Origin of the sequence: Pseudomonas sp. 2FG, assembly GCF_005502935.1 — a bacterium.
GTDB lineage: Bacteria > Pseudomonadota > Gammaproteobacteria > Pseudomonadales > Pseudomonadaceae > Aquipseudomonas.
Genome location: NZ_SCMP01000004.1, coordinates 196,255 through 219,523, shown reverse-complemented (window position 1 = coordinate 219,523; position 23,269 = coordinate 196,255). Strand labels below are relative to the sequence as shown.

Below are 23,269 nucleotides of genomic sequence, written 5' to 3'. Positions count from 1 at the left end.
TTGGTGCTCAGAGGTGTCGAAGCAGCACCTCTAGCGCGGCGGCCTGGTCTTCCGCCAGGTCGATGATATGGAAGCCGGCCCAGCAGTGCTGGCCGTCTGCGCCGGGGCGGCTCCACAGGCAGTCAACGCCGAGCTTAACCTCGCTGACCCCCTCTACCGCCTGCGCCGCTACCAGGCGGCATTCGAGTAGGGAGTCGGCCATCTGCGGGCGGTCACTGAACAACATGAAGCCATCGGCGGAGAGGTCGACCACGCGGCCGAGGCGTTTTTCGGTATGCAGGTCGAAGACTTCCAGCTGCAGCTCGGGCCTGTGGCGGCTGTGCTGACGACGATCTTCCATTGCGGCTCCTTAAGTGGGGTCTGCTGTGCGGCCGGAAAAGCGCTGCAGCACGCGATAGATAGCAGTGAGAGCGCGATCCACCAGGGGCGCGCTGCGTTCATGGGGGACGATGCGCGCCAAGCCCTGCTCCATCTCACTGGCCAGCAGCGTGAGGGGTTTGATCGCCACACGTTGGCCGCTGTGATCGACGAACATATAGTTGTGCGTGGTTGGACTGAACCAGGACAGCTTGAGAGTGCGAACCTGTTCTCCCTCGACAAACTCAAACCAGGTGCCGAACTCGATCTGCGTCAGTTCCTTGGCCAGCAACTGTGCCCGTGGCGACAGACCAGAGGCGCGTGGGGCGGTGGTGGCGAGCGCGGCGTCCTCACCAAGCATGGCGCCCAGCGGGCTTTCCGAGAGGATGGGATTGAGCTGGGCGGCGACCTGCGGCTGTTTCGCCTGCACCGCATGCTGGCAGGCGACTATGTCTTGCAGCAGGCGGCGGATGCCGTCTTCATGATAACCGCCGAGTAGCTCAAGGCCTTTACGCAGGTCGTCCAGCAGGGCCACGCGTAACCCTTGCAAGCGCTTACGGCCAGCGGCATTCAGCGGGGTACTACTCCAGGCCAGCTGTTCGGCTACTTCGCCCGCGCGCTGCCATTCGGCACTGCGCTCGCCGTGCCGGAGCAGCACGAACACCAGCGTGTCAGCCCAGGTCAGCTCAAGGAAGTTGCGGATGAGGGCGGGGGGCTCGCGACCGGTCAGGGTGCGGTCGATTACCTCGACTGCCTGTTGGCGGGCACCGAGCAGTTTATCGCGGCCTTTGGCCGCTTCCACGGCGCGGCGTTCACGCAGTTCGACCTTGTGTTGGAGGTTGCTGGCGTATTCGTTGAACTCTTCGAGCAGGCTTTCGAACAGCAGCAGATCGCCGCTGAAACCCTGAATCACCCGCTCGACCACCCACTGCACTTTCGCCAGCAGGCCGCGTTCGTCGGCCTCACCGCCATACAGTACGCAGGCTTGGGCCATGGCGTTGAGCAGGCGGCGGGCCGGGTGGTGATGCTGGGTGAACAGGGCTTTGTCCTGTAGCGCGACCTTCAGGTAAGGCGTGTGCAGGTGAGAGAGGGCGGTCTTGCAGTTGTCCGGCAGGTTGTCGTCGTCGAGGATGAAGTCGAACAGCATTCCCACCAGGTCAATGACATCGGCTTCCTGGTCGGAGAGTTTCTGTTGGCCGGGCAGGCTGCTGTGGGTCTCCAGTTGTTGCTGCAGATCGACCTTGAGCTCTTCTACCTGTTGTGGGCGTTGTAGGCGCTGCGAGAGGTCATGGGCCGACTGTTGTTGCAGGCGATTGAGGGCATCCAGCAGCTCATTGGCACTATAGGTGCGAGTCGCGCCGCGCGGGGCGAAGCTGGCAATGCTGCGGGTGCCGCCGAGCAGTGGGGCGTCCGCATCGTGCTGGCGGCGCTCGCCGAGTAGGGCCGCCAGGCCGCTGAACAGGGCGCCAGGATCGTTCGGGGGTGGGTCGCTAAGGTCGACTGGCGCCGGCACTGGAGCTGCCCCGCTGCTGCTGGCGGCAGGCTGCGGGCTGCTCGGGCGGGTGCCGTCAGTCGAAGTCGCAACATTGGATTCGGGGGCGGTCGAGGGTGGCGGTCGGCTGCTGCTGGTCGCACGTTGCGCGCTGTATTTCAGGTTGGGCAGTACGCCGGCGTCGATCAGCCGCTGATTCATCGCGTCATAGAGTCGGTCGAGGCTCTGCATGACGTGGCGGTCGAACAGCATATAGAGGATGGTTTTGATCTGCGCCGGGAAGGGGTTGGGCGCCAGCGCTTCACGGAAGGCCTGGGCGATGGCCTGGGGGCCAAAAGGATTGCTGTCTTCGCCGAGTTTCTGCCCGTTGTTCAGCACTGCCAGGCGCTGCTCCAAGGCAAATAGCGGATGAGCGCAGCGCGCTTTGACTCGGCTGACCATGTTGGTGACTTGCAGGCTTTCCTCATATTCCTCGTTCTGTACCAGCGACAGTTGCTCGGCTGTCAGTTCTTCTAGTGGATCTTGGGTTTTTAGCGTGCCGTCGAGAAAGTTCGAGAAATTTTGTGCCACGCGTTGGTGGTAGGCGCGCTCGATTTGCGGACGCTGCTTGCGGATTTCGCGCATGTTGTCGAAAAACAGCGTCTGCACCTGGTTATTTTCGGCCTTCTCCGCACACTCGAAAAGCGTGTCATCGACCTGGCCAAAGACCCCGGAGAGGTGTTCGGCCAGGCGGTTCATGGCGAGCATGCGGCAGCCCTGCACTAATTCACCAAAGCGTGGCTGAATGCCACGGCTGGCCAAGGTCTGGAGCGCTTTCGGGGTGGTAGGTGGTGTGTCCTGGTTACTCATGGACTGTCCTAGTTCAAGCCAAGCGGCTGGTGCGTCCTGCGATGAGATCTTAAGGAAAGATATAGCAGTCCATCACTCAGCTGCAAAGCATTGTCTTAAAAGCTATTTAAGGGGTTGACAGCGTCGCCGAGAACCGTAAAATGGCGCGCCTCTGATACGGGAAACGGATAACACCTAAGCCGTAACAGAGATGAAGGCTTGTAGTTCCGCGATAGCTCAGTCGGTAGAGCAAATGACTGTTAATCATTGGGTCCCAGGTTCGAGTCCTGGTCGCGGAGCCAATCTTTCAACCGGGGTATAGCGCAGTCCGGTAGCGCGCCTGCTTTGGGAGCAGGATGTCAGGAGTTCAAATCCCCTTACCCCGACCATTTTTGGGTCGTTAGCTCAGTTGGTAGAGCAGTTGGCTTTTAACCAATTGGTCGTAGGTTCGAATCCCACACGACCCACCATTTTCTGCCCTTGTTGCATTAAAGGGTTGAATCTTAAGGCGAGATGTTAAAAGCATCGTAGCCGACAAAAAAGGCGCCCCTCGGGGCGCTTTTTTTGTTTTCGCGGTATGTGTTGTATAGGTGGTTTTTTTCACTCTTGCAGGTCAAGGGCGAAATAAATTCGCCCCTGCAAGCGCTTTAATGCAGCTTTAGGCGCGGCTCGGTGCTGCGGCCGATACGGTCGCCGAGCATCAGCATCAGGGTGCGGAAGATGCCGTACAGCGCCATTTGGTGCATGCGGTACAGCGAGACATAGAACATCCGCGCTAGCCAGCCCTCGAGCATCACGCTACCGGTTAGGTTGCCCATGAGGTTGCCCACCGCGGAAAAGCTCGCCAGGGAGATCAGCGAGCCGTAATCGCGGTAGCGATACTCCGGCAGCGCCTGCCCTTCAATCCGTAACTTGAGCGACTTGGCCAGCAGCGAGGCCTGCTGGTGCGCCGCTTGCGCGCGTGGCGGTACGTTGCGGCCAGCGCTGTCCGGTTGCGGGCAGGCGGCGCAATCACCGAAGGCGAAGATGTTGTCGTCGCGCGTGGTTTGCAGGGTCGGGCGGACTTGCAACTGGTTGATGCGGTTGCTCTCCAGGCCGTCCAGACCCTGCAGAAAGTCCGGGGCGCGAATGCCGGCGGCCCAGACTTTGAGGCTGGCGGAGATGGTCTGGCCCTGGGCGGTCTTCAGGCTTTCGCGGGTCACTTCGCTAACGGCGGCATTGGTCAGTACGGTGACGCCGAGCCTCTCTAGGGTCTGGTGTACGGGCTGACCAATGCGCTCGGGGAGTGCCGGCAGCACGCGCGGGCCGGCCTCGATCAGGGTGATGCGCATGTTTTCCGGTTGGATGCGATCCAGGCCATAGGCGGCCAGTTCGTGGGCGGCGTGGTGCAGTTCGGCGGCCAGTTCGACGCCTGTGGCGCCGGCGCCGACGATAGCCACGCTGATGTGTTCGGCTGCGTCGCTTTGGCTGGCATGGGCGCGCAGATAGTGGCTGAGCAACTGGCGGTGGAAGCGTTCGGCCTGCTCGCGGGTATCGAGAAACAGGCAGTGCTCGGCGGCGCCGGGGGTGCCGAAATCATTGGTGGTGCTGCCGACGGCGATGACCAGGCTGTCGTAGCTGAGCGCGCGCTCGGGCATCAGTTCCTCGCCCTGTTCATCGAGGGTGGCCGCCAGGTGGATCTGCTTATTCGCCCGATTCAGCCCGGCCATGCGCCCGAGCTGGAACTCGAAGTGGTTCCATTTGGCCTGCGCGACGTAGTTCAGCTCGTCTTCCGACGAATTCAGCGAGCCCGCGGCCACCTCGTGCAGCAGAGGCTTCCAGATATGGGTCAGGTTGGCGTCGACCAGTACGACTTTGGCTTGGCCGCGTTTGCCCAGGGTGCTACCCAGGCGGGTGGCAAGCTCCAGGCCGCCGGCGCCGCCGCCGACAATCACAATGCGATGGGACATGCTGATATCTCATAAGGCTTTCAGGGATTCGGGAGGTGGCCGGATAGGCGAGCGCGAGGCAGCTCATAGCACTAAACGGCTCAGCAGGCGGCTTAACAGGCCGAGGCCGATGACCAGGGCCAATACAATGATCAGCAGAAACCAGGGCCGAAAGGGCCGGCGTTCGACTTGGTGCTGGGGGGCACTCAGGTACTGCTCGACGCGTTGTTGGTCGTCAGGACTCAGTCGGCTGGACATAAATGCCTCGATAGGGGGTGATGCATTCTAGCTGCGCGCCTCACAAGGGCTCAACGCAGAGGTCGTCATTCAGTCGAATAATGCCGCTTTGTAGTACACGGGCGGTAATTCCGCCATGGCCGCGCGTGGCCTGGAAGGTACTACGACCCAGGCGCTGTTCCAGTCGCGCACAGGGCTGACACCAGCCGGTAGTTTCTAACACGGCCTGACCAATCCGGAAGCGCCGATTCTTCAGGCTGAACAGATTGATCCCGCTGATGCGATATTTATGCCGAGCCAGCGTACGCGGCCCGGTTGCGGGACGTCGGCGAGCAGCTCCTGCAGCGGGCTCACAGGCTGATCCCGACATCCAGCAGCACACTGCGGCCGAGGTTGTTGCGCAGAAAGTCTGGCGCACCCGAGTGGGCGAACAGCACGCGCGCGAAGTTCGGGCCGACTAGCGAGAGCGAGCGCCAGCCTTGGCGCAGAAACTCGGTGGGGGGTGGAAAGGAGCTGTTGAAGTCGGCGATGGCGCGTTTCAGATTGACGCAGGCGAGCAGGTCCAGCTCGCCGAGATCGAGGCCGCGTTCGCGATAGTTGTGGGCCTTCTTGCGCAGAGTCGGTGCCAGGCGGGCCTGCAGTTCGGCTGCGGGAATTCGCCGTGGGCGGGTTTCGCGGCGCACCAGCTGGCTGAGGGAGAAGGCGCTGCGGCGCCGCTCCAGCTCGGCGCGCCATTCGTCATTCAGGCGGCGGCCCTCGTCGAGGACAAAAAACACCTCGAAGCTGGCTTCGCGAAACAGCACATCCGGCGGCTCCTGGCTGGCGACCCCAAACTCCTCGAGCCGGTGTGGGACATTCAGCGCCTGTAACAGGCGTTGGCAGACCCAGCGCTCGCGCTCCCACTTGCGCGCATTGGAGAGGAAGGCGTTGGCTTGTTCGGCCTGATGGGTCAGCAGGCGTAAATAGTCGGAGTCATCCATGTCTGCAAGCTTAGCCCGCTACCAAGTGTTCTTGGTACCCCCGTCGTAGGGCTTGGCCAGGCCGGCCTTGAGCAGCAGGCCGCCGAGGCTTTGCCCGTCGATCCAGACTTCGGCGAGCAGGCGGAAGTATTTGTCGCGGCGAATCTCACGCAGCTCGATGCGTTTGCCGTTGCGCAGGCGTTCGACGCTGAACTGCTTGGCGCGGCGGGCCAGATCGCGCACCTTGGGGCGCTGGTCGCGCATTTCTGGGGTGTCGATGCCGTAGAGCCGCACCGGCACCCGTTGGCCGACGACTGCAGGCCAGCCACGGATGGTCACGCGGAAGGTGTCGCCGTCATAGATGCTCGTGACTTGATCGACCTGGACTCTGCCGTAAGGGCCTTCGGTGGCCTGTAGCGGTGCAGCGCAGAGGAGGGTGAAAACTAAAGCAAGGCGGGGCAAAAGCGGTTGCATGGCGAATACGTGGCTGCCAAAGGGTGCGCGACTTTAGCTGATTCTCACATTCCTTGCAGCGGCAACGGGCGGCTCTGTAGCGGGCTTTACCTCGGTGTAGACTGAGCCGCTACGCGCTAGGGAGTTGCCTATGTCGATTCGCTCCGTTGCAGTGGCCATTGGCTTAGCGCAGGTGGTGCCATGATTGCCGCCGAGCTGCTGTCGCCGACCAGCCTTTTCGGGGGCTGGGCGCTTTATCTGCCGGTGTTGCTCTGGGCCGCCTGGCGTGCGCCGTGGCTGGAGTTGTTCAGTGACGCTCGGCGCCAGCACCTTCTGTTTGGCACGGTGCTGGCGCTGTTCCTGTTGTGGCTGGTGCGGCGCGACTTTGAGGTCGGGGTGTCCTACCACTTCATCGGCATGACGGCCGTGACTCTGCTGCTCGACTGGCCGCTGGCCGTGCTCGCTGGGCTGGCGGCGCAGCTCGGTCTGCTCGCCATCGGTCGTCAGGAGCTCACCGCGCTGGGGCTGAATGGGGTGTTGCTGGTGCTGATCCCGGTGCTGGTCACCGAGCTCTGCGCGCTGCTGGTGGAGCGTGCGCAGCCGCGTAACCTGTTCGTCTACATCTTCTGCTCGGGCTTCTTTCCTGCGGCGTTGGCGGCGCTGTTCTGTGTGCTGGCTGGGCTCGGCGTGCTCTGGTTAGACGGGCGCTTTCCCATGCCGGCCTGGCTGGGGGATTTTGTCGGTTATCTCTGGTTGGTGATGTTTCCCGAGGCGTTTATCAACGGCATGCTGGTGAGCGCATTGGTGGTGTTCCAGCCGGACTGGCTGGAAACCTTCAACCGTTGCCGTTACCTGCAGGCGCCTTGGAAGGATGACGAGCCGCCGCGCTGATTCCCACTGATTCAGCCGCTGGATGGCGGCGTGCCAGTTGATCTGCATCAAGTCCCGTCACGGCATAGCCGCCATTCTGAGGCGAATCACTGCGGGAGGATGGGCGATGGGTGTTCATGCATGGGCGAAACAGGAGCTGCAGCGCAGTCTGGCTGCTGCACGGGAGGCGGGGTATGACGAGCAGCTGTGCTTGCGCGCCTTGCTCAGCGCCGTGGTGGAGCGGAGCAAGCAGGGGCGCAGCGCAGCTGACCTGGCGCAAGAGCTGCAGTTCTTGGCGGAAAACCTGGATGACGGGCGCGATTACAGCTTTATGCGCCCTTGATCCGCTTGCTGCTGGGCAGCTATGGGGCGGGGCTGATCAATGCTGCCGTGGCGGTAGATCGCCGGAGAAAATGTCGTCTTCCAGCGGGTCGCCGGGAATCGCGTGCTCTTCCGCCGCCCAGGCGCCCAGGTCGATCAGTTTGCAGCGCTCGGAGCAGAAGGGCCGGCTCGGGCTTTGCGGACCCCATTCGACTGGGGCGCCGCAGGTGGGGCAGGTAACGGTTGGGGCTTGGCTCATGACTGGCCTCCGCGCAGTGTCAGGTAAAAGTGGTGCAGGCGTTCGACTTCAGTCTGCAACCAGTTTAGATCGCGGTCATTGAGCAGTACATCGTCGGCGTGGCGTAAGCGTTCTTCGCGGCTGGCCTGGGCCTTGAGAATGGCCTGCACCTGTTCTGCGGGCGCCTGGTCGCGCTGCATGGTGCGTTGCAGCTGCAACTCTTCAGGGGCATCCACCACCAGCACCCGCTGGGTCAACTGGTGTTGGCCGGATTCCACCAGCAGTGGCGAGACCAGGATGGCGTAGGGGGATTCGGCGCGGGCCAGATGGCTGAGGATCTCCTGCCCGATCAGCGGATGCAGCAGTGCTTCCAGCCAGCGCCGTTCTTCCGGGTGCTGGAAAATGCGTGCGCGCAAAGCCGCACGATCCAACTGGCCATCCGCTTGCAGCACGCCTGCACCGAAGTGCTCAACTATCTGCGCCAAGGCCGGCCGGCCGGGCTCCACGACCCAGCGCGCGGCGTGGTCGGCATCTACGGTATGCACACCCAGGTCGATAAAGTGCTGAGCCGCCGCGCTTTTACCGCTGCCGATGCCGCCCGTCAGGCCAAGAATCCAGGGTTTAGTCATTTAAAACCGGCGAATTGAAGATAGGTCCCGGTTATTTGATCACCCCAGAGCAGCGCAATCCAGCCAGCAAGCGCCAGATAAGGGCCAAAGGGGATGGGTGTGCTGGTTTCGGCATTGCGCAGGCGCAGCATGATCACGCCGAGCACGGCACCTACCAGCGACGAGAGCAGAATGGTCAGCGGCAGAATCTGCCAGCCACCCCAGGCGCCGAGCATGGCCAGCAGCTTGAAGTCGCCAAAGCCCATGCCTTCCTTGCCGGTCACCAGCTTGAACAGCCAATACACCGACCACAGGCTCAGATAGCCCGCAATCGCGCCCCAGAGCGCATCTTCCAGGCTGGTAAACAGGCCGAAGTAGTTGAGGATCAGGCCCAGCCACAGCAGCGGCAGTACCAAGACATCCGGCAGCAACTGGTGGTCGGCATCGATCAGGCTCATCGCCAACAGGCCCCAGGTCAGCAACAACATGGCGCCGGCCTGCCAGTTGAAGCCGAAGTGCCAGGCTGCATAGGCTGACAGTAGTCCACAGGCCAGCTCCACCAATGGGTAGCGCTTGCTGATCGGTGCTTTGCAGGACGAGCATTTGCCACGCAAGAACAGGTAACTGAAGACCGGGATATTTTCCCACGGCTTGATTTCGTGGTCGCAGTGCGGGCATTGCGAGTTGGGCAGAATCAAGTTGAAGGTTTCACCGCCCGCTTCAATCGGCATGCCCAGAATTTCGCGCGCCTGAGCTTTCCAGTCGCGCTCCAGCATCTTGGGCAGGCGATAGACCACGACATTCAAGAAACTGCCGATAAGCAGGCCCAATAGCAGCGCACATAAAACAAAGGCCAGCACATGGCTGGCCAAAAAATCGAGCAAGGACATGAGTTAAACCACGGCACCCAGTTGGAATATAGGCAGGTACATGGCAATAACTAGGCCGCCAATCAGTACGCCCAGTACAGACATGATCAAGGGTTCCATCAACGCGGTTAAACCATCGACGGCGTTATCGACCTCGGCCTCATAATAGCTGGCGACTTTATCCAGCATCGTATCCAAGGCGCCGGACTCCTCACCGATGGCGGTCATCTGAATCGCCATCGAGGGGAATACACCCGTGCTACGCATCGAGAAGTTCAACTGCATACCCGAAGTGACGTCTTGTTTGACTTTGTTTACGGCGTTCTTGAACACGATATTACCGGTCGCACCAGCCACCGAGTCCAGTGCCTCAACCAGCGGCACGCCAGCAGCAAAGGTAGTTGCCAGGGTGCGTGCATAGCGCGCCACTGAGGATTTGTAGATGATGTCGCCTACAAGCGGTGCCTTGAGTGCAACCCGGTCAAGCCAGTCGCGAAATTTTTCTGAGCGTTTTTTCGTTTCACTGAAACTGAAAACAAATCCAACTAGACAGGCTAGAAGAATATACCACCACTCTGAAAGTCCTCTCGATAAGGCGACAACCAACTGAGTGAATGCTGGTAATTCTGCACCGAAACTAGAGAATACAGATTCAAATTGAGGAACAACTTTTAGCAGCAAGATGCAAGTAACAATCACCGCGATACACACCACCGCAATCGGGTAGTTCATGGCTTTTTTGATTTTGGCTTTGAGTGCTTCGGTCTTTTCTTTATAGGTGGCAACTCGGTCGAGCAGGTCTTCCAGGGCGCCGGCTTGCTCGCCCGCATCCACCAGGTTGCAGAAAAGATCATCGAAGTAGAGGGGGCGTGTACGCAGGGCCGCAGCGAAGCTATTGCCTGCCGCAACGTGCTGTTTGATGTCGTCCACCAATTTGCGCATGTTCGGGTTGTCGAGCCCCTCACCGATGATCTCGAAAGACTGCAGCAGTGGCACGCCGGCCTTCATCATGGTCGCCATCTGCCGCGCAAACAGGGCGATGTCTATAGGCTTGATTTTTTTGCCGGCGCTGAACAGTGAGGCTGACTTTTTGCGCACCTTGGTCGGGTTGATGCCTTGCTTGCGCAATTGTGCTTTGACCAGGGCTGGGTTATGGCCGCTTGTTTCGCCCTTGAGCTTGGAGCCTTTCTTGTCAGTCCCTTCCCAGCTGAAGGTGCTGGTTTTTATCGCTTTCACGGCCATGGCTTAGTCCTTAGTCACGCGGTTTACTTCTTCGAGGCTGGTAATACCCTGCATGGCCTTCAGCAGAGCCGAGGTGCGCAGGTCATTAAAGCCGTCTTTGCGCATTTGTACTGAAATATCAATGGAGTTACCTTCTTCCATGATAATCCGCTGCAGGGAGGGCGTGTTTTTAACTACTTCATAAATACCGAGTCTGCCCTTGTAGCCGCCGTTGCAATTTTCGCAGCCGACAGGAGCATAAATCTTGAAGGTGCCGATCTGGTCTTCCGGGAAGCCTTCTTCTAGCAGAGCCTCGCGTGGAATCTGTACCTCTTTCTTGCAACTGGTGCAGAGCTTGCGGGCCAAGCGCTGGGCGATGATCAGGTTGACCGAGGTGGCAATGTTGAAAGAGGGCACACCCATATTGCGTAGGCGGGTCAGGGTTTCGGCGGCGCTGTTGGTGTGCAGGGTAGACATCACCATATGGCCGGTCTGCGCGGCTTTGATGGCAATGGAGGCGGTTTCCAGGTCGCGGATCTCGCCGACCATGATGATGTCGGGGTCCTGGCGCAAAAATGAGCGCAATGCCTGAGCAAAGTCCATGCCCTGCTTGGGGTTGACGTTGACCTGATTGATGCCTTCCAGGTTGATCTCGACTGGGTCTTCGGCAGTGGAGATGTTCACATCCACCGTATTGAGGATATTCAGCCCGGTATACAGCGAAACGGTCTTGCCTGAGCCGGTGGGGCCGGTGACCAGGATCATGCCTTGTGGCTGTTTCAGTGCGGCCATATACAGGTCTTTTTGCGACTCTTCATAGCCGAGGGCATCGATGCCCATCTGTGCGCTTGAAGGGTCGAGAATCCGCATCACGATCTTCTCGCCCCACAAGGTCGGACAGCTGCTGACCCGGAAATCGATCGACTTGTTTTTCGAGATGCGCATCTTGATCCGCCCATCCTGAGGCTTGCGCCGTTCGGAGATATCCAGGCTGGCCATGACCTTGAGTCGCGCGGAAATACGCGGCGCCAGCTGGATGGGGGGGCGGGCGATCTCATGCAGGATGCCGTCGGTACGAAAACGCACCCGATAGGTTTTTTCGTAGGGCTCGAAGTGCAGGTCGGACGAGCCGGCCTTGATTGCGTCCAGCAGCATTTTGTTAACGAAACGTACCACCGGCGCATCGTCCGCCGAATTGCCCTCGGCAGTATCTTGCTTGTCATCATCGACGGCTTGAATGTCTACGCCGTCCAGGTCGACATCGCCGAGATCTTCCATGCCGCTGGCGGCGTTATCGAAAAACTTTTCGATGGCATCGCCAAGCTTGTCGTCCTCGACCAGGATGGCTTCGGTATTCAACCCGGTACTGAACTGGATGTCGGTGATGGCTTGGTGATTGGAAGGGTCGGATACGCCGACGAATAGCTTGTTGCCACGGCGCCATAAGGGCAGGGCGCGGTGTTGGCGAATCAGCTTCTCGCTGACCAGATCCTTGGGCTGGCCTTCCTTGTCGAGACTGCCGAGGTCGAGAAAGGCCACACCGAACTGCTCGGCCGCCAGCTCGGCCAGGGCGCGGCTCTTCACCAGCTTGTTCTGCACCAGGTAGGTGACCAGCGACAGCTTGTTGCGCTGGGCCTGTTGCTGCGCCTGCTGGGCGCTTTTTTCATCCAGCAGTTCGGCCAGCACCATCTGCCTGGCCAGGCCCGAGAGGGATACGGCGTCATTCATGACAAGGAACTCATAGACACAATGCCCTGCCTTATAGCGCAGATGCCCGAGACTGCCAAACGGCGAGCAAGCGGGTGGCAAAAAGTGTCACAAGGTGCGGATTAATGGTTGTAGCTGTAGGGGCGGATCGGCACGGATTTAAGGCGCTCTGCGGGGGTTTTTGAGTTGGCGCGCTATTTGCTGCGTTTCTAACAGGCGGAAGGCCTAACAACTCATGGAGATTCAAATGAAAGCTCAACTGCAAAAGGGTTTTACCCTGATTGAATTGATGATCGTGGTGGCGATCATCGGGATCTTGGCGGCCGTGGCCTTGCCGGCTTATCAGGATTACACCATCCGTGCCCGGGTAACCGAGGGTGTGGGCCTGGCTTCCAGCGCCAAATCCCTGATCGCCGAAGCAAATACCCAGCCTGAGCTGAACGCAGTCGCTGGCGCTTGGCCTGGTGCCACCAGTAAGTACGTGACTTCCGTGACAATTACTGCCGCCACCGGCGAAGTGATAGTGACCTTCAACGAGCTAAACGTGGGTAATATTCCGGTTGCCGCCACTCTGGTCTACATCCCTTACGTGCAAGTGGCTGGTGCTCCGGTTCAGCTGGCTGCCAACTTCGGTAGCGGCCTGACCGGTTCCATCGACTGGGGCTGTGCTTCTACTCTTAACACCCTTTCCGCCGGTCGCGGCCTGGGCCAAATTACCGCCGGCACCTTGCCAGCTCAGTTCGCGCCGAGCGAGTGCCGTTAATCGGGAGGCACTCGGTATCTTGAGCCGTTGCTCTTGAGATAAACAAAAAACCCCTTAACTAAGGGGTTTTTTGTTGTGTGGTTGTCGGATATACAGCTTTCAGATCGTCTGGTTTTTTACTTGGGATGGAGATATGACGAAGTCGATGAGTCGCTGGCGCGCTTCTGCGCTGCATTTGCTGCTCGGCCTGATGGTCTTTGTGCTGCTGGCGTCGCTTGCGCTGTTCCTGTTTTTCCCCGGGGCGTTGTTTCTGGCCGCCGGAGGCTGGGAAGGGCTGAGAATCATCCTCGCTGTGGATCTTGTGCTGGGGCCTTGCCTGACCCTGATAGTGTTCAACCCGCTGAAGCCGAGGCTGGAGCTGGTCAGGGATCTGTCGCTGGTTGTCCTGGTGCAGACCCTGGCGCTGGTTGCCGGTTGTTATGTCGTGAGCAATGCGCGGCCGCTGGCGGTCGTGCATGTGTTCGATACGTTCTACGTGGTCAACCGTGAGGATTACCGTCAGTTGAATGTCGAACCGCAGGTTCTGGACGGTCTCAGCGGATGGGCGCCGAAGTTCTTTTATGTCGAGGTTCCGTCGAGCGCTGCGGAGTTTCTGGCCCAGCATACGAAAGCACTGCTCGATGGCGAGATGCCTCTTCAGCAGCGTGTGGATCTGTACCGTGAAATGCCTGCCGATCGTCAGGCGCTAGTGAAGATCCTGCGTGGCGCTGGCGAGGGTGGGGAGAACGCCTGTTTACGGGTCGATATCGAATCCTCTTACCAGAGTGGTTCGGTATGTTTTGACCCGGACGCGCGCAAGGTCTTGGACTTTATTCCGGACGGCAAGGGCTAGCGATACCCCTCTTTGTCAAAGTCTTCAGGCCTAGCCTGAAGCGTCACAAGCCCTGCTCCCGAAGCGGGGTTTGTGGTTTCTGGCTGCCGGGCTTTTCGTCAATCCTCTTGCCCTTGGTTCGGTGGATCACGCCGCTGCGCGGCTAATCCACCCTATGCGTCAGAGGCTGAGGCGCATCGACAGGTCGATGGCTTTGACGTCCTTGGTCAGTGCGCCAATCGAAACATAGTCCACGCCTGTCTCGGCAATAGTCCTCAGGGTGCTTTCGTTGATGCCGCCGGAGGCTTCGAGCTTGGCGCGGCCGGCGGTGAGTCTTACCGCGGTGCGCATCTCCTCCAGGCTGAGTTCGTCGAGCATGATGATGTCGGCCCCCGCAGCCAGTGCCTGTTGCAGCTCTTCCAAGCTCTCCACTTCGACTTCCACCGGCTTGCCGGGGGCGATTTTGTGGGCGGTTTGCACGGCTTGGGCGATGCCGCCACAGGCGGCGATATGGTTTTCCTTGATCAGGAAGGCGTCGTAGAGGCCGATGCGGTGGTTGTGGCAGCCGCCGCGGGTGACGGCGTATTTCTGCGCCAGGCGCAGGCCGGGCAGGGTCTTGCGGGTGTCGAGCAGTTTGACGGCGGTGCCTGCCACCAGGTCGGCATAGTGCTGGCAGCGGGTGGCGACACCGGAGAGGGTCTGGAGGAAGTTCAGGGCGCTGCGTTCGCCGCTGAGCAGCGCGCGGGCCGGGCCTTCCAGGTGGAAGAGGGTTTGGTTGGGCGCTACGCGCTCGCCGTCCTGCACCTGCCAGTGTACGGCGACGCGTGGGTCGAGCTGGCGGAACACCGCATCGACCCAGGCGCTGCCGCAGAGCACGGCCGCTTCACGGGTGATGACGGTGGCGTGGGCCAGGCGTTCGGCGGGGATCAGCTGGGCGGTGATGTCGCCGCTGCCGATATCCTCGCGCAGGGCGCGGCGGACGTTGGCTTCGATTTCTGCGCTCAGGTCGGCGAGGATGAGGTTCGGCATGGCGGGCTCCACTGTCTAGATCGGGCGATTATAGGGAGGGTCGACGGCGGGCGCAGCGTGATTGAGAGCAGGCTGGGTCTTTTTGCGAGGCCGATAGTGCGTTGGTCATGAATGAGTGGCCGCTGGGAGGCTGGTGCGGTACATCTGTGACGTGGGTCATGCTTGGAGGAAAAGTCGGCTTGAAGGTCGGGATTGGTCTCTATAATGACGCTCTGTCTGCTTAATATTGGCGCCAGGCCTTTGACGTTGCGGGTGAGGCCCCGTTGATCGTTGTGCAGACGAATAAGCCCGAGAGGGGCCGTCTGCGGGAGACTTGCAATGACCGATGCGAAAGTGGTGCATCTGAACAAGGTTGCCCCTGAGCACTCGCCCACTCCGTCGGCGGGAAGGCTGCCCGTGGCGCTGATCCAGATCCGCGATAAGGCTGCTCAGCAGCTCAAGCAGGCGCTGCAAGCGCTGTTCGATAACGCGGACGACACGCTTTTCGAGATGGCCGATCGCGCGACCAGCAATGCTGAGCAGAACACCTTCTTCGAAGCCATGCGTGATTTGCGCTTGAAGCGCAAAAGCATTGAGCGTGGCTTCCTGCAAAAAGTCTTCGAGTCTTTCGCTACCCTCAATCAATACGAAATTGGCAAAGCGCCGCAGTTGGATGCGGTGTCTTTCGACACGCTCGCGCTGATCCAGAACGATGAGCTGGAGGAGTCGGTAGCCCTGGACTCCATGGTGGTCAAGGTGATGAGTCGCGACGGTGTCGCGCTAGGCCACCTGACCACTCGCCTGAATGCGGTGGTCAGCAAAAAGCTCGATAACAAGTCCACCCCCCTCGGGCCTGTGGTGCTGTGCGGCTTTTTCCTCGAGGCCTGCAGTGGTCTGGGAGTGGAGATCAAGGTCAAGCTGATCATTCTCAAGTTATTCGAAAAGTATGTACTGAGTGATCTCGATCAACTCTACGCCGAGGCCAACCAGCAGTTGGTGGCGGCGGGTGTGCTGCCGGAGCTGAAGTCGGCGCCTACTCGCCGCCAGCCCGGACAGGTGCCAACATCGGGCTCGCGTTCTGGGCGTGAGGAGGGGGCGGCTCTGCCCGCGGAGGCTGGCAGCTACACTGCCGAAGGCGTGCAGGAGGTGTTCGGCGTACTTCAGGAGCTGCTTGCGCAGGTTCGCAGTACAGGCTTGCCGCGGCGCGAGCTGCCGGCGGATGCGCTACCGATTTCCAGCAATGATCTGCTGCGCTTGCTGTCGCACTTGCAGCAGCGCGCGCCCGCGCCAGCGGCCATGGATGACCTCGATCTGCGTCAGCAGTTGGAGCAGCTGCTGAGCCGCGCCAGCGTTAAAGCGGGCAAGGCGCGTGTGGTTGGCGAGGTTGATGAGGACGTCATCAATCTGGTCTCCATGCTGTTCGAGTTCATCTTGGATGACCGCACGCTGTCGGACTCGCTGAAAGCGCTGATCGGGCGTTTACAGATCCCGATGCTGAAAGTGGCGGTGTTGGATAAGACCTTTTTCAGTCGCGGTAGCCATCCGGCTCGCCGCCTGCTCAACGAAATTGCTTCGGCCGCGTTGGGTTGGGCTGAGCACGACAATACCCAGCGTGACAGCCTGTATCAGAAGATCGAGCAGGTGGTGCAACGCCTGCTGAATGACTTTGTCGATGACCCGGCGATTTTTTCCGAGCTGCTGGCGGACTTCCTGGCCTTTACCGGCGATGAGCGCCGCCGTAGCGAGCTCCTCGAGCAGCGCACTCGTGATGCTGAAGAGGGCAGTGCCAAGGCCGCACTGGCACGCCGGCAGGTGGAGCAGGCGTTGAATGAGCGTCTGCTTGGCCGGACTCTGCCGGAGGTGGTGGTGCGCTTGCTGCAAGAGGCCTGGAGCAAGGTGCTGATGCTGACGTGCCTCAAGCACGGCGTTGGCTCGCCAGAGTGGCTGGCGGCCTTGGCGACCATGGATGACTTGGTCTGGAGCGTTGCGCCGCACGAAGATCCGGAGGCGCGCCTGCGCTTGCTGGAGTTGGTGCCGGGACTGCTCAAGGCATTACGTGAAGGGATGGCCAGCGCCGCTTTCGATCCATTCTCCACCAGCGCGTTTTTCAGCCAGTTGGAGGCCCTGCATGTTCAGGCCTTCCAACGCTTCAAGCGGCAGCTGCCAGAAGCCGAATTGTCGGTGATTGAGCGGCCGGCTACTGAGCAGGTGGCTGTTGCCGGGGCTGCTGAGGTATTGGCGAATGAGTTGCCGCTGCTGGAACTGTCGCCGGCGGATCTGGCTGAGCAGGTTGATGAGCCGGCGATGGTCGAGGTGATTGAAGAAATTGTCCTGGCTGCGCCGGGCGAAAGCCGGCTGCCGGAGCCGGAGGCCAGCCTGGCCGACGACGATGAGGCGCTGCTACAGGTGGACAACCTGCGCGTCGGCAGTTGGGTGGAACTCCAGGAGGATGAGGAGCATAAGCTGCGTTGCAAGCTGGCGGCGGTGATCAAGCCCACGGGCAAGTACATCTTCGTCAACCGTACCGGCATGAAGGTCTTGGAAAAGACCCGCATGGGCCTGGCCGTAGAGTTTCGCCGCAGCGCTATCCGCCTGCTCGATGATGCGTTGTTGTTCGACCGTGCTCTGGAGTCGGTGATTGGCAATCTGCGCCGTCTGAAACACAGTTGATTCACGGTTAGCCATCAACAACGCCCGGCATCCTGTCGGGCGTTGTTGTTTGCGGCGCTTGGCCCTGTCGTCGGCCTGTTCTAGAGTGGTTGGCAGCTAAGGAGCCGCTATGCAGTTGGATAGTTCAAATGCTTGGTGTGAGGGGGTGCGCCGCTGCCCCTCGCCCAATTGCAATGATCGCCCTCAGGGGGAAATTTCCCTGCTGGTGATTCATAACATCAGCCTGCCGCCAGGCCAATTCGGCACCGGCAAGGTGCAAGAGTTGTTTCAAAATCGGCTGACGGCGGATGAGCACTCGTACTTCGCTGGAATTGCGGCGCTCCAGGTGTCGGCGCATTTTCTGATTGAGCGTGACGGCGCGGTGACCCAGTTTGTCTCCTGCCTGGAGCGTGCCTGGCATGCCGGGATTTCTCGGTTCGAGGGGCGGGAGAACTGCAATGACTTCTCGCTCGGGATCGAGTTGGAGGGGACAGACGAGTTGCCTTTCACTGAGGCGCAATATGCGGCGCTGGTGGAGTTGAGCCGGGTGTTGCGGAACGCTTATCCGGCGATCACCTTGGAGCGTATCTGTGGCCACAGCGATATTGCGCCGGGGCGCAAAACCGATCCGGGGCCCGCTTTCGATTGGCTGCGTCTGCGGGCGGCGTTAACAGATTAAGGAGGATGGGCAATGAGCTTTCTGGTGCTGCTGTTGGTGCTGTGGGTGGAGAAGTTCTCGGCCTGGCGAGCCAGGATCCAGCAGGATGGTCCCTGGCTGCGTCTGCTGGCGTGGGTCGAGCGGCAGGCGGACTTCATCGAGAGCCCCTGGCTGGCGGTGCTGCTGCTGGTGCTGCTGCCGCTGGTGGCGCTGGCCCTGCTGCTGACCCTGCTCGAACCATTGGCTTATGGCTGGCTGGCCTTGCCCGTGCATCTGCTGGTGCTGATCTATAGCCTGGGGCGCGGCGATCCGCTGGCGGCGCTCGGCCCCTTCCGCGACAGTTGGCGGCGCGGCGATGCGGAGGCGGCCTATCTGGTCGCTCGCCGCGATCTGGCGCTCCAGGCCGAGGAAGAGGGCGCCCTGCTACAGCAGGTGCAGAGCTATCTGCTCTGGCAGGCCTATCAGAGCTTCTTCGCGGTGATCTTCTGGTACGCCTTGCTCGGGCCGGTGGCGGCGTTGGCCTATCGGCTCCTGGCGTTGATGACCGAGCATGCCCAGCAGCCGATCGTGCGCGAGCGCGCGGTGCAGTGGCGGCACGCCTTCGACTGGCTGCCGGTGCGGCTGCTGGCGGGGAGTTTCGCGTTGGTGGGCAACTTCGTCGCGGTCAGCCGAGTGTTGCTGCATGAGCTGCTGAACTGGGATGTTTCCGCCGCGCAGCTGGTGGTGCATGCCGGGCGCGCGGCGGCGGAGGTGTCCGAGCCGGTTTTGGGTGAGGCCGGCGTCGCTAGCCTGGACGGGCTCTGGCAGTTGCTGGTGCGCGCCGCGGTGCTCTGGTACGCCGGCCTGGCGGTGTGGACGCTGTTGCTCTGAGTAGCCCGGCTTGCATCTGAGCTACGTGGCTGCACTCAAGCTGGGTTTCGCTGCGCTCTACCCAGCCTACGGCGAGCGCGAAAGCTTCACTTCCACAACCAGGCCGCGCCGCGGACTCCGCTGGAGTCGCCGTGCTGGGCGGGCAGCAGGCGGGTGTTGACCCGATCGGAAAACACGTAGCGCGGCAATAGCCGTGGCACCTGTTCATACAGCGCGGCGATATTCGACAGGCCGCCACCCAGCACTATCACGTGGGGGTCGAGCAGGTTGATGACCGCGGCCAGTCCGCGCGCCAACTGGTCGCAATAGCGTTCGAGCGCCTGCTGGGCGGCGGCGTCGGCGCGCGTGGCCGCCAGCGCCAAGGCTGCGGCGTCCAGCGCCAGGCCGCTGCGGGCCGCCCAGCCGGGGCCGGACAAGAAGGTCTCGATGCAGTCCTCCAGCCCGCAATAACAGCGGCGGGCCGGGCCGTCTTCGGGGCGGTGCCAGGGCAGCGGGTTGTGTCCCCATTCGCCAGCAATCGCGTTCGGCCCGCTGAGTAGGCGGCCATTAACCACCACGCCGCCGCCGACCCCGGTGCCCAGGATGACCCCGAATACCGTTGCCGCCCCTGCGCCGGCGCCGTCGCTGGCCTCCGAGAGGGCGAAGCAGTCGGCGTCGTTGGCCAGGCGCACCGGGCGTTGCAGCAAACGCTCGAGGTCGCCTTGCAGATCCTGGTCGATCAGGCAGATCGAGTTGGCGTTCTTGATCCGCCCGTGATCCGGTGAGCGAGTCCCCGGAATGCCGACCCCAAGGCTGCCGCTGGCGCCCAGTTCACGCTCGGCCTGCGCCACCAGCGCAGCAATAGTCGCCAGGGTGGCGGCGTAGTCGCCTTGCGGGGTGGGTAGCCGGCGACGGTGGACTGGCTGGTTATTTTTCAGGGCGACAATTTCGATCTTGGTGCCACCCAGATCGATGCCGAACCGCAGTGATGGACGCATTCTTAACCTTGAGTTACGCAGGATTGGGTCGATATCGAGTATGCAGGGCGCCGCGCTCGGAGCGGTTTTTGCGATCGTGCTCCGCTTGAGCCTACCAGCCGAACAGTTCGAGGGCGTTACGGCTGCTGGCCGCCGCCAGTTCGTCCGGGCTGATGCCCTTCAGCTCGGCCAGCGCCGCGCAGATCTGCGGCAGGTATTCCGGGCTGTTGCGCTGGTTCGGGTGCATGGCCGGGGCCATATCCGGGGCGTCGGTCTCCAGCACCAGGGCCTCCAGCGGCAGTGCGGTGACCACCTTGCGCAGGCGCAGGGCCTGCGGCCAGGTCGGCGCCCCGCCGAGGCCCAGTTTGAAGCCGAGTTTGAGGTATTCCTTGGCCTCTTCCGCGCTGCCTGCAAACGCATGGATGATGCCGCCGCGCTTGAGCTTGAAGCGCTTCAGCGTCGCGATCACCACGGCATGGCTGCGCCGCACATGCAGCAGGGCCGGCAACTGAAACTCGGCGGCCAGTGCCAGCTGCGCCTCGAACAGCACTTGCTGGCGCTCGCGGTCGAGGGCTTCCAGGTAATAGTCGAGGCCGAACTCGCCGACGGCGCAGAGTTTGGAGTGCCCGGCGAGCCGTTCCAGCCAGCGCCGCAGCTCGTGCAGATGCTCCGGCTGGTGTCGATCCAGATAGGCCGGGTGCAGACCGAAGGCGGCATACAGGCCCGCCTCGGCCTTGACCAGCTCCCACAGCCGTTGCCAGTTGCCCTGGTAGACGCCCATCACCACCAGTCTCTCCACCCCCAGGGCACGACAGCGTGCCAACACCTCACCGCGGTCGGCGGCGAAGTCGGGGAAGTCCAGGTGGGTGTGGGTGTCGATCAGGCGCATGGGCTACTTTTCTCGAGCAGGAGTTGCAAGATATACCGTGCTGAACGAGTGAACCCCTCTCCCGCTTGCGGGGTGAGGCGGAAATAGGCAAAGCATGCTTCGCCCCGCCCCAACCACTGCGCCTGCATGCGCAGTGGTTGGGGCACAGAGTGGGGCAAGGGAGAGAGTAAATGGATATGTCGACTCTTGAGTATGCCAAGGATTTGCGCAAGGACATGACGGACGCAGAGTTATGTCTTTGGTATCAGTTGCGGGCTCACCGCTTTATGGGGTTGAAGTTCAAGCGACAGAAGCCTCTCGGGTCTTACATCGTGGACTTTGTCTGCATGGAGTTCCGGTTGATCATCGAACTCGATGGCGGCCAACATGCCACACAGGCTGATTATGACCGGCGTCGGGATCGCTGGCTGGAGGGGCAGGGTTTCACGGTGCTGCGCTTCTGGAATCACGAAGTGCTGCAACAAACGGATGCGGTGCTAGAGAGGATTCGGATGTGGGTGGAGCAGAAGCGACCCTCTCCCCCGGCCCCTCTCCCGTAAACGGGAGAGGGGAGCAAAGCCAGAGCCCGAGCGCAGACGATCGATTGCGCACGAATAGAACCCCTCTCCCGCGTGCGGGAGAGGGGCGGGGGAGAGGGGCTTTGAGCTCTTGAGGGGCTTTGGGCTTTTAGTGATGCTCGCGCGTAGCGCGGAACTTGATGTCCGGCCAGCGCTCTTCCATCAGCGCCAGATTGACCCGGGTTGGCGCCAGGTAGGTGAGGTGACCGCCTCCGTCGATGGCGAGGTTTTCCAGGGCCTTGACCTTGAAGTCCTCGAGCTTCTTCTTGTCGTCACAGTCGATCCAGCGCGCGGACCAGACGGTGATCGGCTCGTAGGCGCACTCGACCTTGTATTCCTCCTTCAGGCGGCTGGCGACCACATCGAACTGCAGCACACCGACGGCGCCGAGGATGATGTCGTTGCTGCGCTCGGGGAAGAACACCTGGGTGGCGCCTTCTTCGGCCAACTGTTGCAGGCCCTGGCGCAGTTGCTTGGATTTGAGCGGGTCCTTCAGGCGCACGCGGCGGAACAGTTCCGGGGCGAAGTGCGGGATGCCGGTGAAGCCCAGGCTCTCGCCTTCGGTGAAGGTGTCGCCGATCTGAATCGTGCCGTGGTTGTGCAGGCCGATGATGTCGCCGGCCCAGGCCTCTTCCAACTGCTCGCGCTCGGAGGAGAAGAACGTCAGCGCATCGCCGATTCGCACCTCCTTGCCGATTCGCACGTGGCGCAGTTTCATGCCCTTGTCGTATTTGCCCGAGCAGATGCGCATGAAGGCAATCCGGTCCCTGTGTTTCGGGTCCATGTTCGCCTGGATCTTGAACACGAAGCCGGTGAACCTGTGCTCGGTCGGTTCCACCACGCGCTCATGGGCGGCGCGCGGCAGCGGGCGTGGGGCCCAGTCGACGACGGCGTCCAGCACGTGATCGACGCCGAAGTTGCCCAGCGCGGTGCCGAAGAAGACCGGGGTCATTTGGCCTTGGTAGAAGGCCTCCTGGTCGAACTCGTGGCAGGCGCCCTGCACCAGCTCCAGCTGCTCGATAAAGCGCTCGTACTCATCGCCCAGGTGGGCGCGGGCTTCGTCCGAGTCGAGGTGCTGGATGATCTTGACCTCGGTGCGCTCATGCCCGTGGCCCGGGGTGTAGACGATGATGTAGTCGCCGGCCAGGTGATAGACGCCCTTGAAGTCCTTGTAGCAGCCAATCGGCCAGGTGATAGGCGCGGCCTTGATCTTCAGCACCGCCTCGATCTCGTCGAGCAGTTCGATCGGGTCGCGGATGTCACGGTCGAGCTTGTTGATAAAACTGACGATGGGCGTGTCGCGCAGGCGGCAGACGTCCATCAGGGCGATGGTGCGCGGTTCGACGCCCTTGCCGCCGTCGAGCACCATCAGCGCCGAGTCCACCGCGGTCAGGGTGCGGTAGGTGTCCTCGGAGAAGTCCTCGTGGCCGGGGGTGTCGAGCAGGTTGATCATGTGCTCGCGGTAGGGGAACTGCATCACCGAGGTGGTGATGGAGATGCCGCGCTGCTTCTCCATCTCCATCCAGTCGGAGGTGGCGTGGCGGTCGGATTTACGCGATTTCACCGTACCGGCGACGGCAATGGCTTTGCCCATCAGCAGGAGTTTCTCGGTGATGGTGGTTTTACCCGCGTCGGGGTGGGAAATGATGGCGAAGGTGCGGCGTTTCGCGACTTCGGCGGCCTGAGTGGTCATAGGAGGGGAACGCCTCGACGGATAGTCGGTCTGTCAAAAAAGGCGGCGATTATAACGCAAGCGCGCCCTCGGCGGCGGCCGACCGGCGGTCAGGTTGCGCGGGGCTTGTGCAGCATTCCATGACGCTTCGTTTGGAATCTGAAACGGCCAATCGCCAAGGCGACAAACTGAGGTAGCAGCGCGGCAATTTTTGATTGATCTCAGCTCCCCATGGTCCTAAAGTTCGCGCCCGAACGTCCATGCTGGAAACGATCCATGCGGCTCAAGTACTGACGACGAGAGGTTGCAGGCCCCTTTGGGCAGGTAATCCTCGGCGACATGCCTTGG

At 61.4% G+C, this 23,269-nt stretch carries 23 protein-coding genes, 3 tRNA genes and 1 pseudogene; 11 read left to right on the top strand and 16 right to left on the bottom strand.

All coding sequences use genetic code 11. From position 1 onward, the window contains the following. Positions 1 to 7 precede the first annotated feature (7 nt). Entirely contained in the window at positions 8 to 340 is a 333-nt protein-coding gene (locus FFS13_RS06155; RefSeq protein WP_137818222.1) for a PilZ domain-containing protein, read from the bottom strand. 9 nt (positions 341 to 349) lie between these two features. Next, positions 350 to 2,698, bottom strand: coding sequence for a DUF1631 domain-containing protein (locus tag FFS13_RS06150; RefSeq protein WP_137818221.1), 2,349 nt, complete (start codon positions 2,696 to 2,698; stop codon positions 350 to 352). Positions 2,699 to 2,903: 205 nt separating this feature from the next. Here FFS13_RS06150 and FFS13_RS06145 point away from each other — a divergent pair. The 3 genes from FFS13_RS06145 (at position 2,904) to FFS13_RS06135 (ending at position 3,147) form a co-directional block, all read left to right on the top strand. After that, positions 2,904 to 2,979: transfer RNA gene (locus tag FFS13_RS06145), tRNA-Asn, on the top strand. Between the two features lie 10 nt (positions 2,980 to 2,989). Beyond that, positions 2,990 to 3,066, top strand: a tRNA-Pro gene (locus FFS13_RS06140). 5 nt (positions 3,067 to 3,071) lie between these two features. After that, positions 3,072 to 3,147: transfer RNA gene (locus tag FFS13_RS06135), tRNA-Lys, on the top strand. A 177-nt stretch (positions 3,148 to 3,324) separates the two neighbouring features. On the opposite strand, the gene FFS13_RS06130 is transcribed toward FFS13_RS06135, so the two are convergent. The 5 genes and pseudogenes from FFS13_RS06130 to FFS13_RS06110 form a co-directional block, all read right to left on the bottom strand. Further along, positions 3,325 to 4,626 (bottom strand): NAD(P)/FAD-dependent oxidoreductase, encoded by a 1,302-nt coding sequence (locus FFS13_RS06130; RefSeq protein ID WP_137818220.1) that lies wholly within the window; start codon positions 4,624 to 4,626, stop codon positions 3,325 to 3,327. A gap of 63 nt (positions 4,627 to 4,689) precedes the next feature. Next, a complete protein-coding gene (locus FFS13_RS06125; protein WP_137818219.1) occupies positions 4,690 to 4,863 on the bottom strand; it encodes a DUF3094 family protein in 174 nt (57 codons plus the stop codon). A gap of 40 nt (positions 4,864 to 4,903) precedes the next feature. Continuing rightward, positions 4,904 to 5,196 (bottom strand): annotated as a pseudogene (locus FFS13_RS06120) (MOSC domain-containing protein). Then, complete coding sequence (locus FFS13_RS06115) at positions 5,193 to 5,822, bottom strand: DUF1780 domain-containing protein (RefSeq protein WP_137818218.1); 630 nt, start codon at positions 5,820 to 5,822, stop codon at positions 5,193 to 5,195. Before FFS13_RS06115 ends, FFS13_RS06120 begins: the two are co-directional and overlap by 4 nt. Positions 5,823 to 5,840: 18 nt before the next feature. Then, complete coding sequence (locus FFS13_RS06110) at positions 5,841 to 6,275, bottom strand: thermonuclease family protein (protein WP_137818217.1); 435 nt, start codon at positions 6,273 to 6,275, stop codon at positions 5,841 to 5,843. A 180-nt stretch (positions 6,276 to 6,455) separates the two neighbouring features. On the opposite strand from FFS13_RS06110, the gene FFS13_RS06105 reads away from it, so the two are divergent. Both FFS13_RS06105 and FFS13_RS06100 read left to right on the top strand, forming a co-directional pair. Further along, on the top strand, positions 6,456 to 7,145 hold the full coding sequence (locus FFS13_RS06105) for an energy-coupling factor ABC transporter permease (RefSeq protein ID WP_137818216.1): 690 nt from the start codon (positions 6,456 to 6,458) through the stop codon (positions 7,143 to 7,145). Positions 7,146 to 7,251: 106 nt separating this feature from the next. Continuing rightward, entirely contained in the window at positions 7,252 to 7,467 is a 216-nt protein-coding gene (locus FFS13_RS06100; protein WP_137818215.1) for a hypothetical protein, read from the top strand. A 36-nt stretch (positions 7,468 to 7,503) separates the two neighbouring features. On the opposite strand, the gene yacG is transcribed toward FFS13_RS06100, so the two are convergent. From yacG to pilB, 5 genes are read right to left on the bottom strand one after another with little or no spacing between them, the layout of a single operon-like run. Beyond that, positions 7,504 to 7,704: a DNA gyrase inhibitor YacG gene (gene yacG / locus FFS13_RS06095; RefSeq protein ID WP_119952301.1), complete on the bottom strand. Its 201-nt coding sequence runs from the start codon at positions 7,702 to 7,704 to the stop codon at positions 7,504 to 7,506. Beyond that, entirely contained in the window at positions 7,701 to 8,312 is a 612-nt protein-coding gene (gene coaE, locus FFS13_RS06090; RefSeq protein WP_137818214.1) for a dephospho-CoA kinase, read from the bottom strand. Before coaE ends, yacG begins: the two co-directional genes overlap by 4 nt. Next, on the bottom strand, positions 8,309 to 9,181 hold the full coding sequence (locus FFS13_RS06085) for an A24 family peptidase (RefSeq protein ID WP_137818213.1): 873 nt from the start codon (positions 9,179 to 9,181) through the stop codon (positions 8,309 to 8,311). The genes coaE and FFS13_RS06085 overlap by 4 nt, the downstream gene beginning before the upstream one ends. A 3-nt stretch (positions 9,182 to 9,184) precedes the next feature. Next, positions 9,185 to 10,402 (bottom strand): type II secretion system F family protein, encoded by a 1,218-nt coding sequence (locus FFS13_RS06080; protein WP_137818212.1) that lies wholly within the window; start codon positions 10,400 to 10,402, stop codon positions 9,185 to 9,187. 3 nt (positions 10,403 to 10,405) lie between these two features. After that, positions 10,406 to 12,109, bottom strand: coding sequence for a type IV-A pilus assembly ATPase PilB (pilB, locus tag FFS13_RS06075; protein ID WP_137818211.1), 1,704 nt, complete (start codon positions 12,107 to 12,109; stop codon positions 10,406 to 10,408). A gap of 226 nt (positions 12,110 to 12,335) precedes the next feature. Between pilB and FFS13_RS06070 the strand changes: the two genes are divergently transcribed. After that, entirely contained in the window at positions 12,336 to 12,851 is a 516-nt protein-coding gene (locus FFS13_RS06070; protein ID WP_137818210.1) for a pilin, read from the top strand. Between the two features lie 133 nt (positions 12,852 to 12,984). Continuing rightward, on the top strand, positions 12,985 to 13,683 hold the full coding sequence (locus tag FFS13_RS06065) for a hypothetical protein (RefSeq protein ID WP_137818209.1): 699 nt from the start codon (positions 12,985 to 12,987) through the stop codon (positions 13,681 to 13,683). A 159-nt stretch (positions 13,684 to 13,842) separates the two neighbouring features. Here FFS13_RS06065 and nadC read toward each other — a convergent pair whose 3' ends face one another. Next, positions 13,843 to 14,691 carry a carboxylating nicotinate-nucleotide diphosphorylase gene (nadC, locus tag FFS13_RS06060; RefSeq protein ID WP_137818208.1) on the bottom strand — a complete coding sequence of 283 codons (849 nt, stop codon included), beginning with the start codon at positions 14,689 to 14,691 and terminating at the stop codon, positions 13,843 to 13,845. Between the two features lie 318 nt (positions 14,692 to 15,009). On the opposite strand from nadC, the gene FFS13_RS06055 reads away from it, so the two are divergent. From FFS13_RS06055 to ampE, 3 genes are all read left to right on the top strand, one after another. Next, a complete protein-coding gene (locus FFS13_RS06055; RefSeq protein WP_137818207.1) occupies positions 15,010 to 17,340 on the top strand; it encodes a DUF1631 domain-containing protein in 2,331 nt (776 codons plus the stop codon). 109 nt (positions 17,341 to 17,449) lie between these two features. Then, positions 17,450 to 17,998, top strand: a complete 549-nt coding sequence (ampD, locus tag FFS13_RS06050; RefSeq protein ID WP_137818206.1) for a 1,6-anhydro-N-acetylmuramyl-L-alanine amidase AmpD — start codon at positions 17,450 to 17,452, stop codon at positions 17,996 to 17,998. Between the two features lie 12 nt (positions 17,999 to 18,010). Continuing rightward, positions 18,011 to 18,847, top strand: a complete 837-nt coding sequence (gene ampE / locus FFS13_RS06045) for a regulatory signaling modulator protein AmpE (RefSeq protein WP_137818205.1) — start codon at positions 18,011 to 18,013, stop codon at positions 18,845 to 18,847. Positions 18,848 to 18,933: 86 nt separating this feature from the next. Here ampE and FFS13_RS06040 read toward each other — a convergent pair whose 3' ends face one another. Both FFS13_RS06040 and FFS13_RS06035 read right to left on the bottom strand, forming a co-directional pair. Continuing rightward, positions 18,934 to 19,824 (bottom strand): ROK family protein, encoded by an 891-nt coding sequence (locus FFS13_RS06040; RefSeq protein ID WP_137818204.1) that lies wholly within the window; start codon positions 19,822 to 19,824, stop codon positions 18,934 to 18,936. Positions 19,825 to 19,915: 91 nt separating this feature from the next. Then, positions 19,916 to 20,692, bottom strand: coding sequence for a TatD family hydrolase (locus tag FFS13_RS06035; protein WP_137818203.1), 777 nt, complete (start codon positions 20,690 to 20,692; stop codon positions 19,916 to 19,918). A gap of 176 nt (positions 20,693 to 20,868) precedes the next feature. Between FFS13_RS06035 and FFS13_RS06030 the strand changes: the two genes are divergently transcribed. Then, positions 20,869 to 21,231 (top strand): endonuclease domain-containing protein, encoded by a 363-nt coding sequence (locus FFS13_RS06030; protein ID WP_137818303.1) that lies wholly within the window; start codon positions 20,869 to 20,871, stop codon positions 21,229 to 21,231. 127 nt (positions 21,232 to 21,358) lie between these two features. On the opposite strand, the gene FFS13_RS06025 is transcribed toward FFS13_RS06030, so the two are convergent. Continuing rightward, positions 21,359 to 22,942 carry a peptide chain release factor 3 gene (locus tag FFS13_RS06025; protein WP_137818202.1) on the bottom strand — a complete coding sequence of 528 codons (1,584 nt, stop codon included), beginning with the start codon at positions 22,940 to 22,942 and terminating at the stop codon, positions 21,359 to 21,361. Positions 22,943 to 23,269 lie beyond the last annotated feature (327 nt).

What these genes read in the sequence shown, in the direction of transcription:
- FFS13_RS06080 (WP_137818212.1), bottom strand. Translation starts at nt 10,402, where the DNA reads ATGGCCGTGAAAGCGATAAAAACCAGCACCTTCAGCTGGGAAGGGACT.
- nadC (WP_137818208.1), bottom strand. Translation starts at nt 14,691, where the DNA reads ATGCCGAACCTCATCCTCGCCGACCTGAGCGCAGAAATCGAAGCCAAC.
- FFS13_RS06150 (WP_137818221.1), bottom strand. Translation starts at nt 2,698, where the DNA reads ATGAGTAACCAGGACACACCACCTACCACCCCGAAAGCGCTCCAGACC.
- yacG (WP_119952301.1), bottom strand. Translation starts at nt 7,704, where the DNA reads ATGAGCCAAGCCCCAACCGTTACCTGCCCCACCTGCGGCGCCCCAGTC.
- FFS13_RS06115 (WP_137818218.1), bottom strand. Translation starts at nt 5,822, where the DNA reads ATGGATGACTCCGACTATTTACGCCTGCTGACCCATCAGGCCGAACAA.
- FFS13_RS06100 (WP_137818215.1), top strand. Translation starts at nt 7,252, where the DNA reads ATGGGTGTTCATGCATGGGCGAAACAGGAGCTGCAGCGCAGTCTGGCT.
- FFS13_RS06070 (WP_137818210.1), top strand. Translation starts at nt 12,336, where the DNA reads ATGAAAGCTCAACTGCAAAAGGGTTTTACCCTGATTGAATTGATGATC.
- FFS13_RS06130 (WP_137818220.1), bottom strand. Translation starts at nt 4,626, where the DNA reads ATGTCCCATCGCATTGTGATTGTCGGCGGCGGCGCCGGCGGCCTGGAG.
- ampE (WP_137818205.1), top strand. Translation starts at nt 18,011, where the DNA reads ATGAGCTTTCTGGTGCTGCTGTTGGTGCTGTGGGTGGAGAAGTTCTCG.
- FFS13_RS06055 (WP_137818207.1), top strand. Translation starts at nt 15,010, where the DNA reads ATGACCGATGCGAAAGTGGTGCATCTGAACAAGGTTGCCCCTGAGCAC.
- FFS13_RS06155 (WP_137818222.1), bottom strand. Translation starts at nt 340, where the DNA reads ATGGAAGATCGTCGTCAGCACAGCCGCCACAGGCCCGAGCTGCAGCTG.
- FFS13_RS06040 (WP_137818204.1), bottom strand. Translation starts at nt 19,824, where the DNA reads ATGCGTCCATCACTGCGGTTCGGCATCGATCTGGGTGGCACCAAGATC.
- coaE (WP_137818214.1), bottom strand. Translation starts at nt 8,312, where the DNA reads ATGACTAAACCCTGGATTCTTGGCCTGACGGGCGGCATCGGCAGCGGT.
- FFS13_RS06030 (WP_137818303.1), top strand. Translation starts at nt 20,869, where the DNA reads ATGTCGACTCTTGAGTATGCCAAGGATTTGCGCAAGGACATGACGGAC.
- FFS13_RS06085 (WP_137818213.1), bottom strand. Translation starts at nt 9,181, where the DNA reads ATGTCCTTGCTCGATTTTTTGGCCAGCCATGTGCTGGCCTTTGTTTTA.
- FFS13_RS06065 (WP_137818209.1), top strand. Translation starts at nt 12,985, where the DNA reads ATGACGAAGTCGATGAGTCGCTGGCGCGCTTCTGCGCTGCATTTGCTG.
- FFS13_RS06110 (WP_137818217.1), bottom strand. Translation starts at nt 6,275, where the DNA reads ATGCAACCGCTTTTGCCCCGCCTTGCTTTAGTTTTCACCCTCCTCTGC.
- pilB (WP_137818211.1), bottom strand. Translation starts at nt 12,109, where the DNA reads ATGAATGACGCCGTATCCCTCTCGGGCCTGGCCAGGCAGATGGTGCTG.
- FFS13_RS06125 (WP_137818219.1), bottom strand. Translation starts at nt 4,863, where the DNA reads ATGTCCAGCCGACTGAGTCCTGACGACCAACAACGCGTCGAGCAGTAC.
- FFS13_RS06025 (WP_137818202.1), bottom strand. Translation starts at nt 22,942, where the DNA reads ATGACCACTCAGGCCGCCGAAGTCGCGAAACGCCGCACCTTCGCCATC.
- FFS13_RS06105 (WP_137818216.1), top strand. Translation starts at nt 6,456, where the DNA reads ATGATTGCCGCCGAGCTGCTGTCGCCGACCAGCCTTTTCGGGGGCTGG.
- ampD (WP_137818206.1), top strand. Translation starts at nt 17,450, where the DNA reads ATGCAGTTGGATAGTTCAAATGCTTGGTGTGAGGGGGTGCGCCGCTGC.
- FFS13_RS06035 (WP_137818203.1), bottom strand. Translation starts at nt 20,692, where the DNA reads ATGCGCCTGATCGACACCCACACCCACCTGGACTTCCCCGACTTCGCC.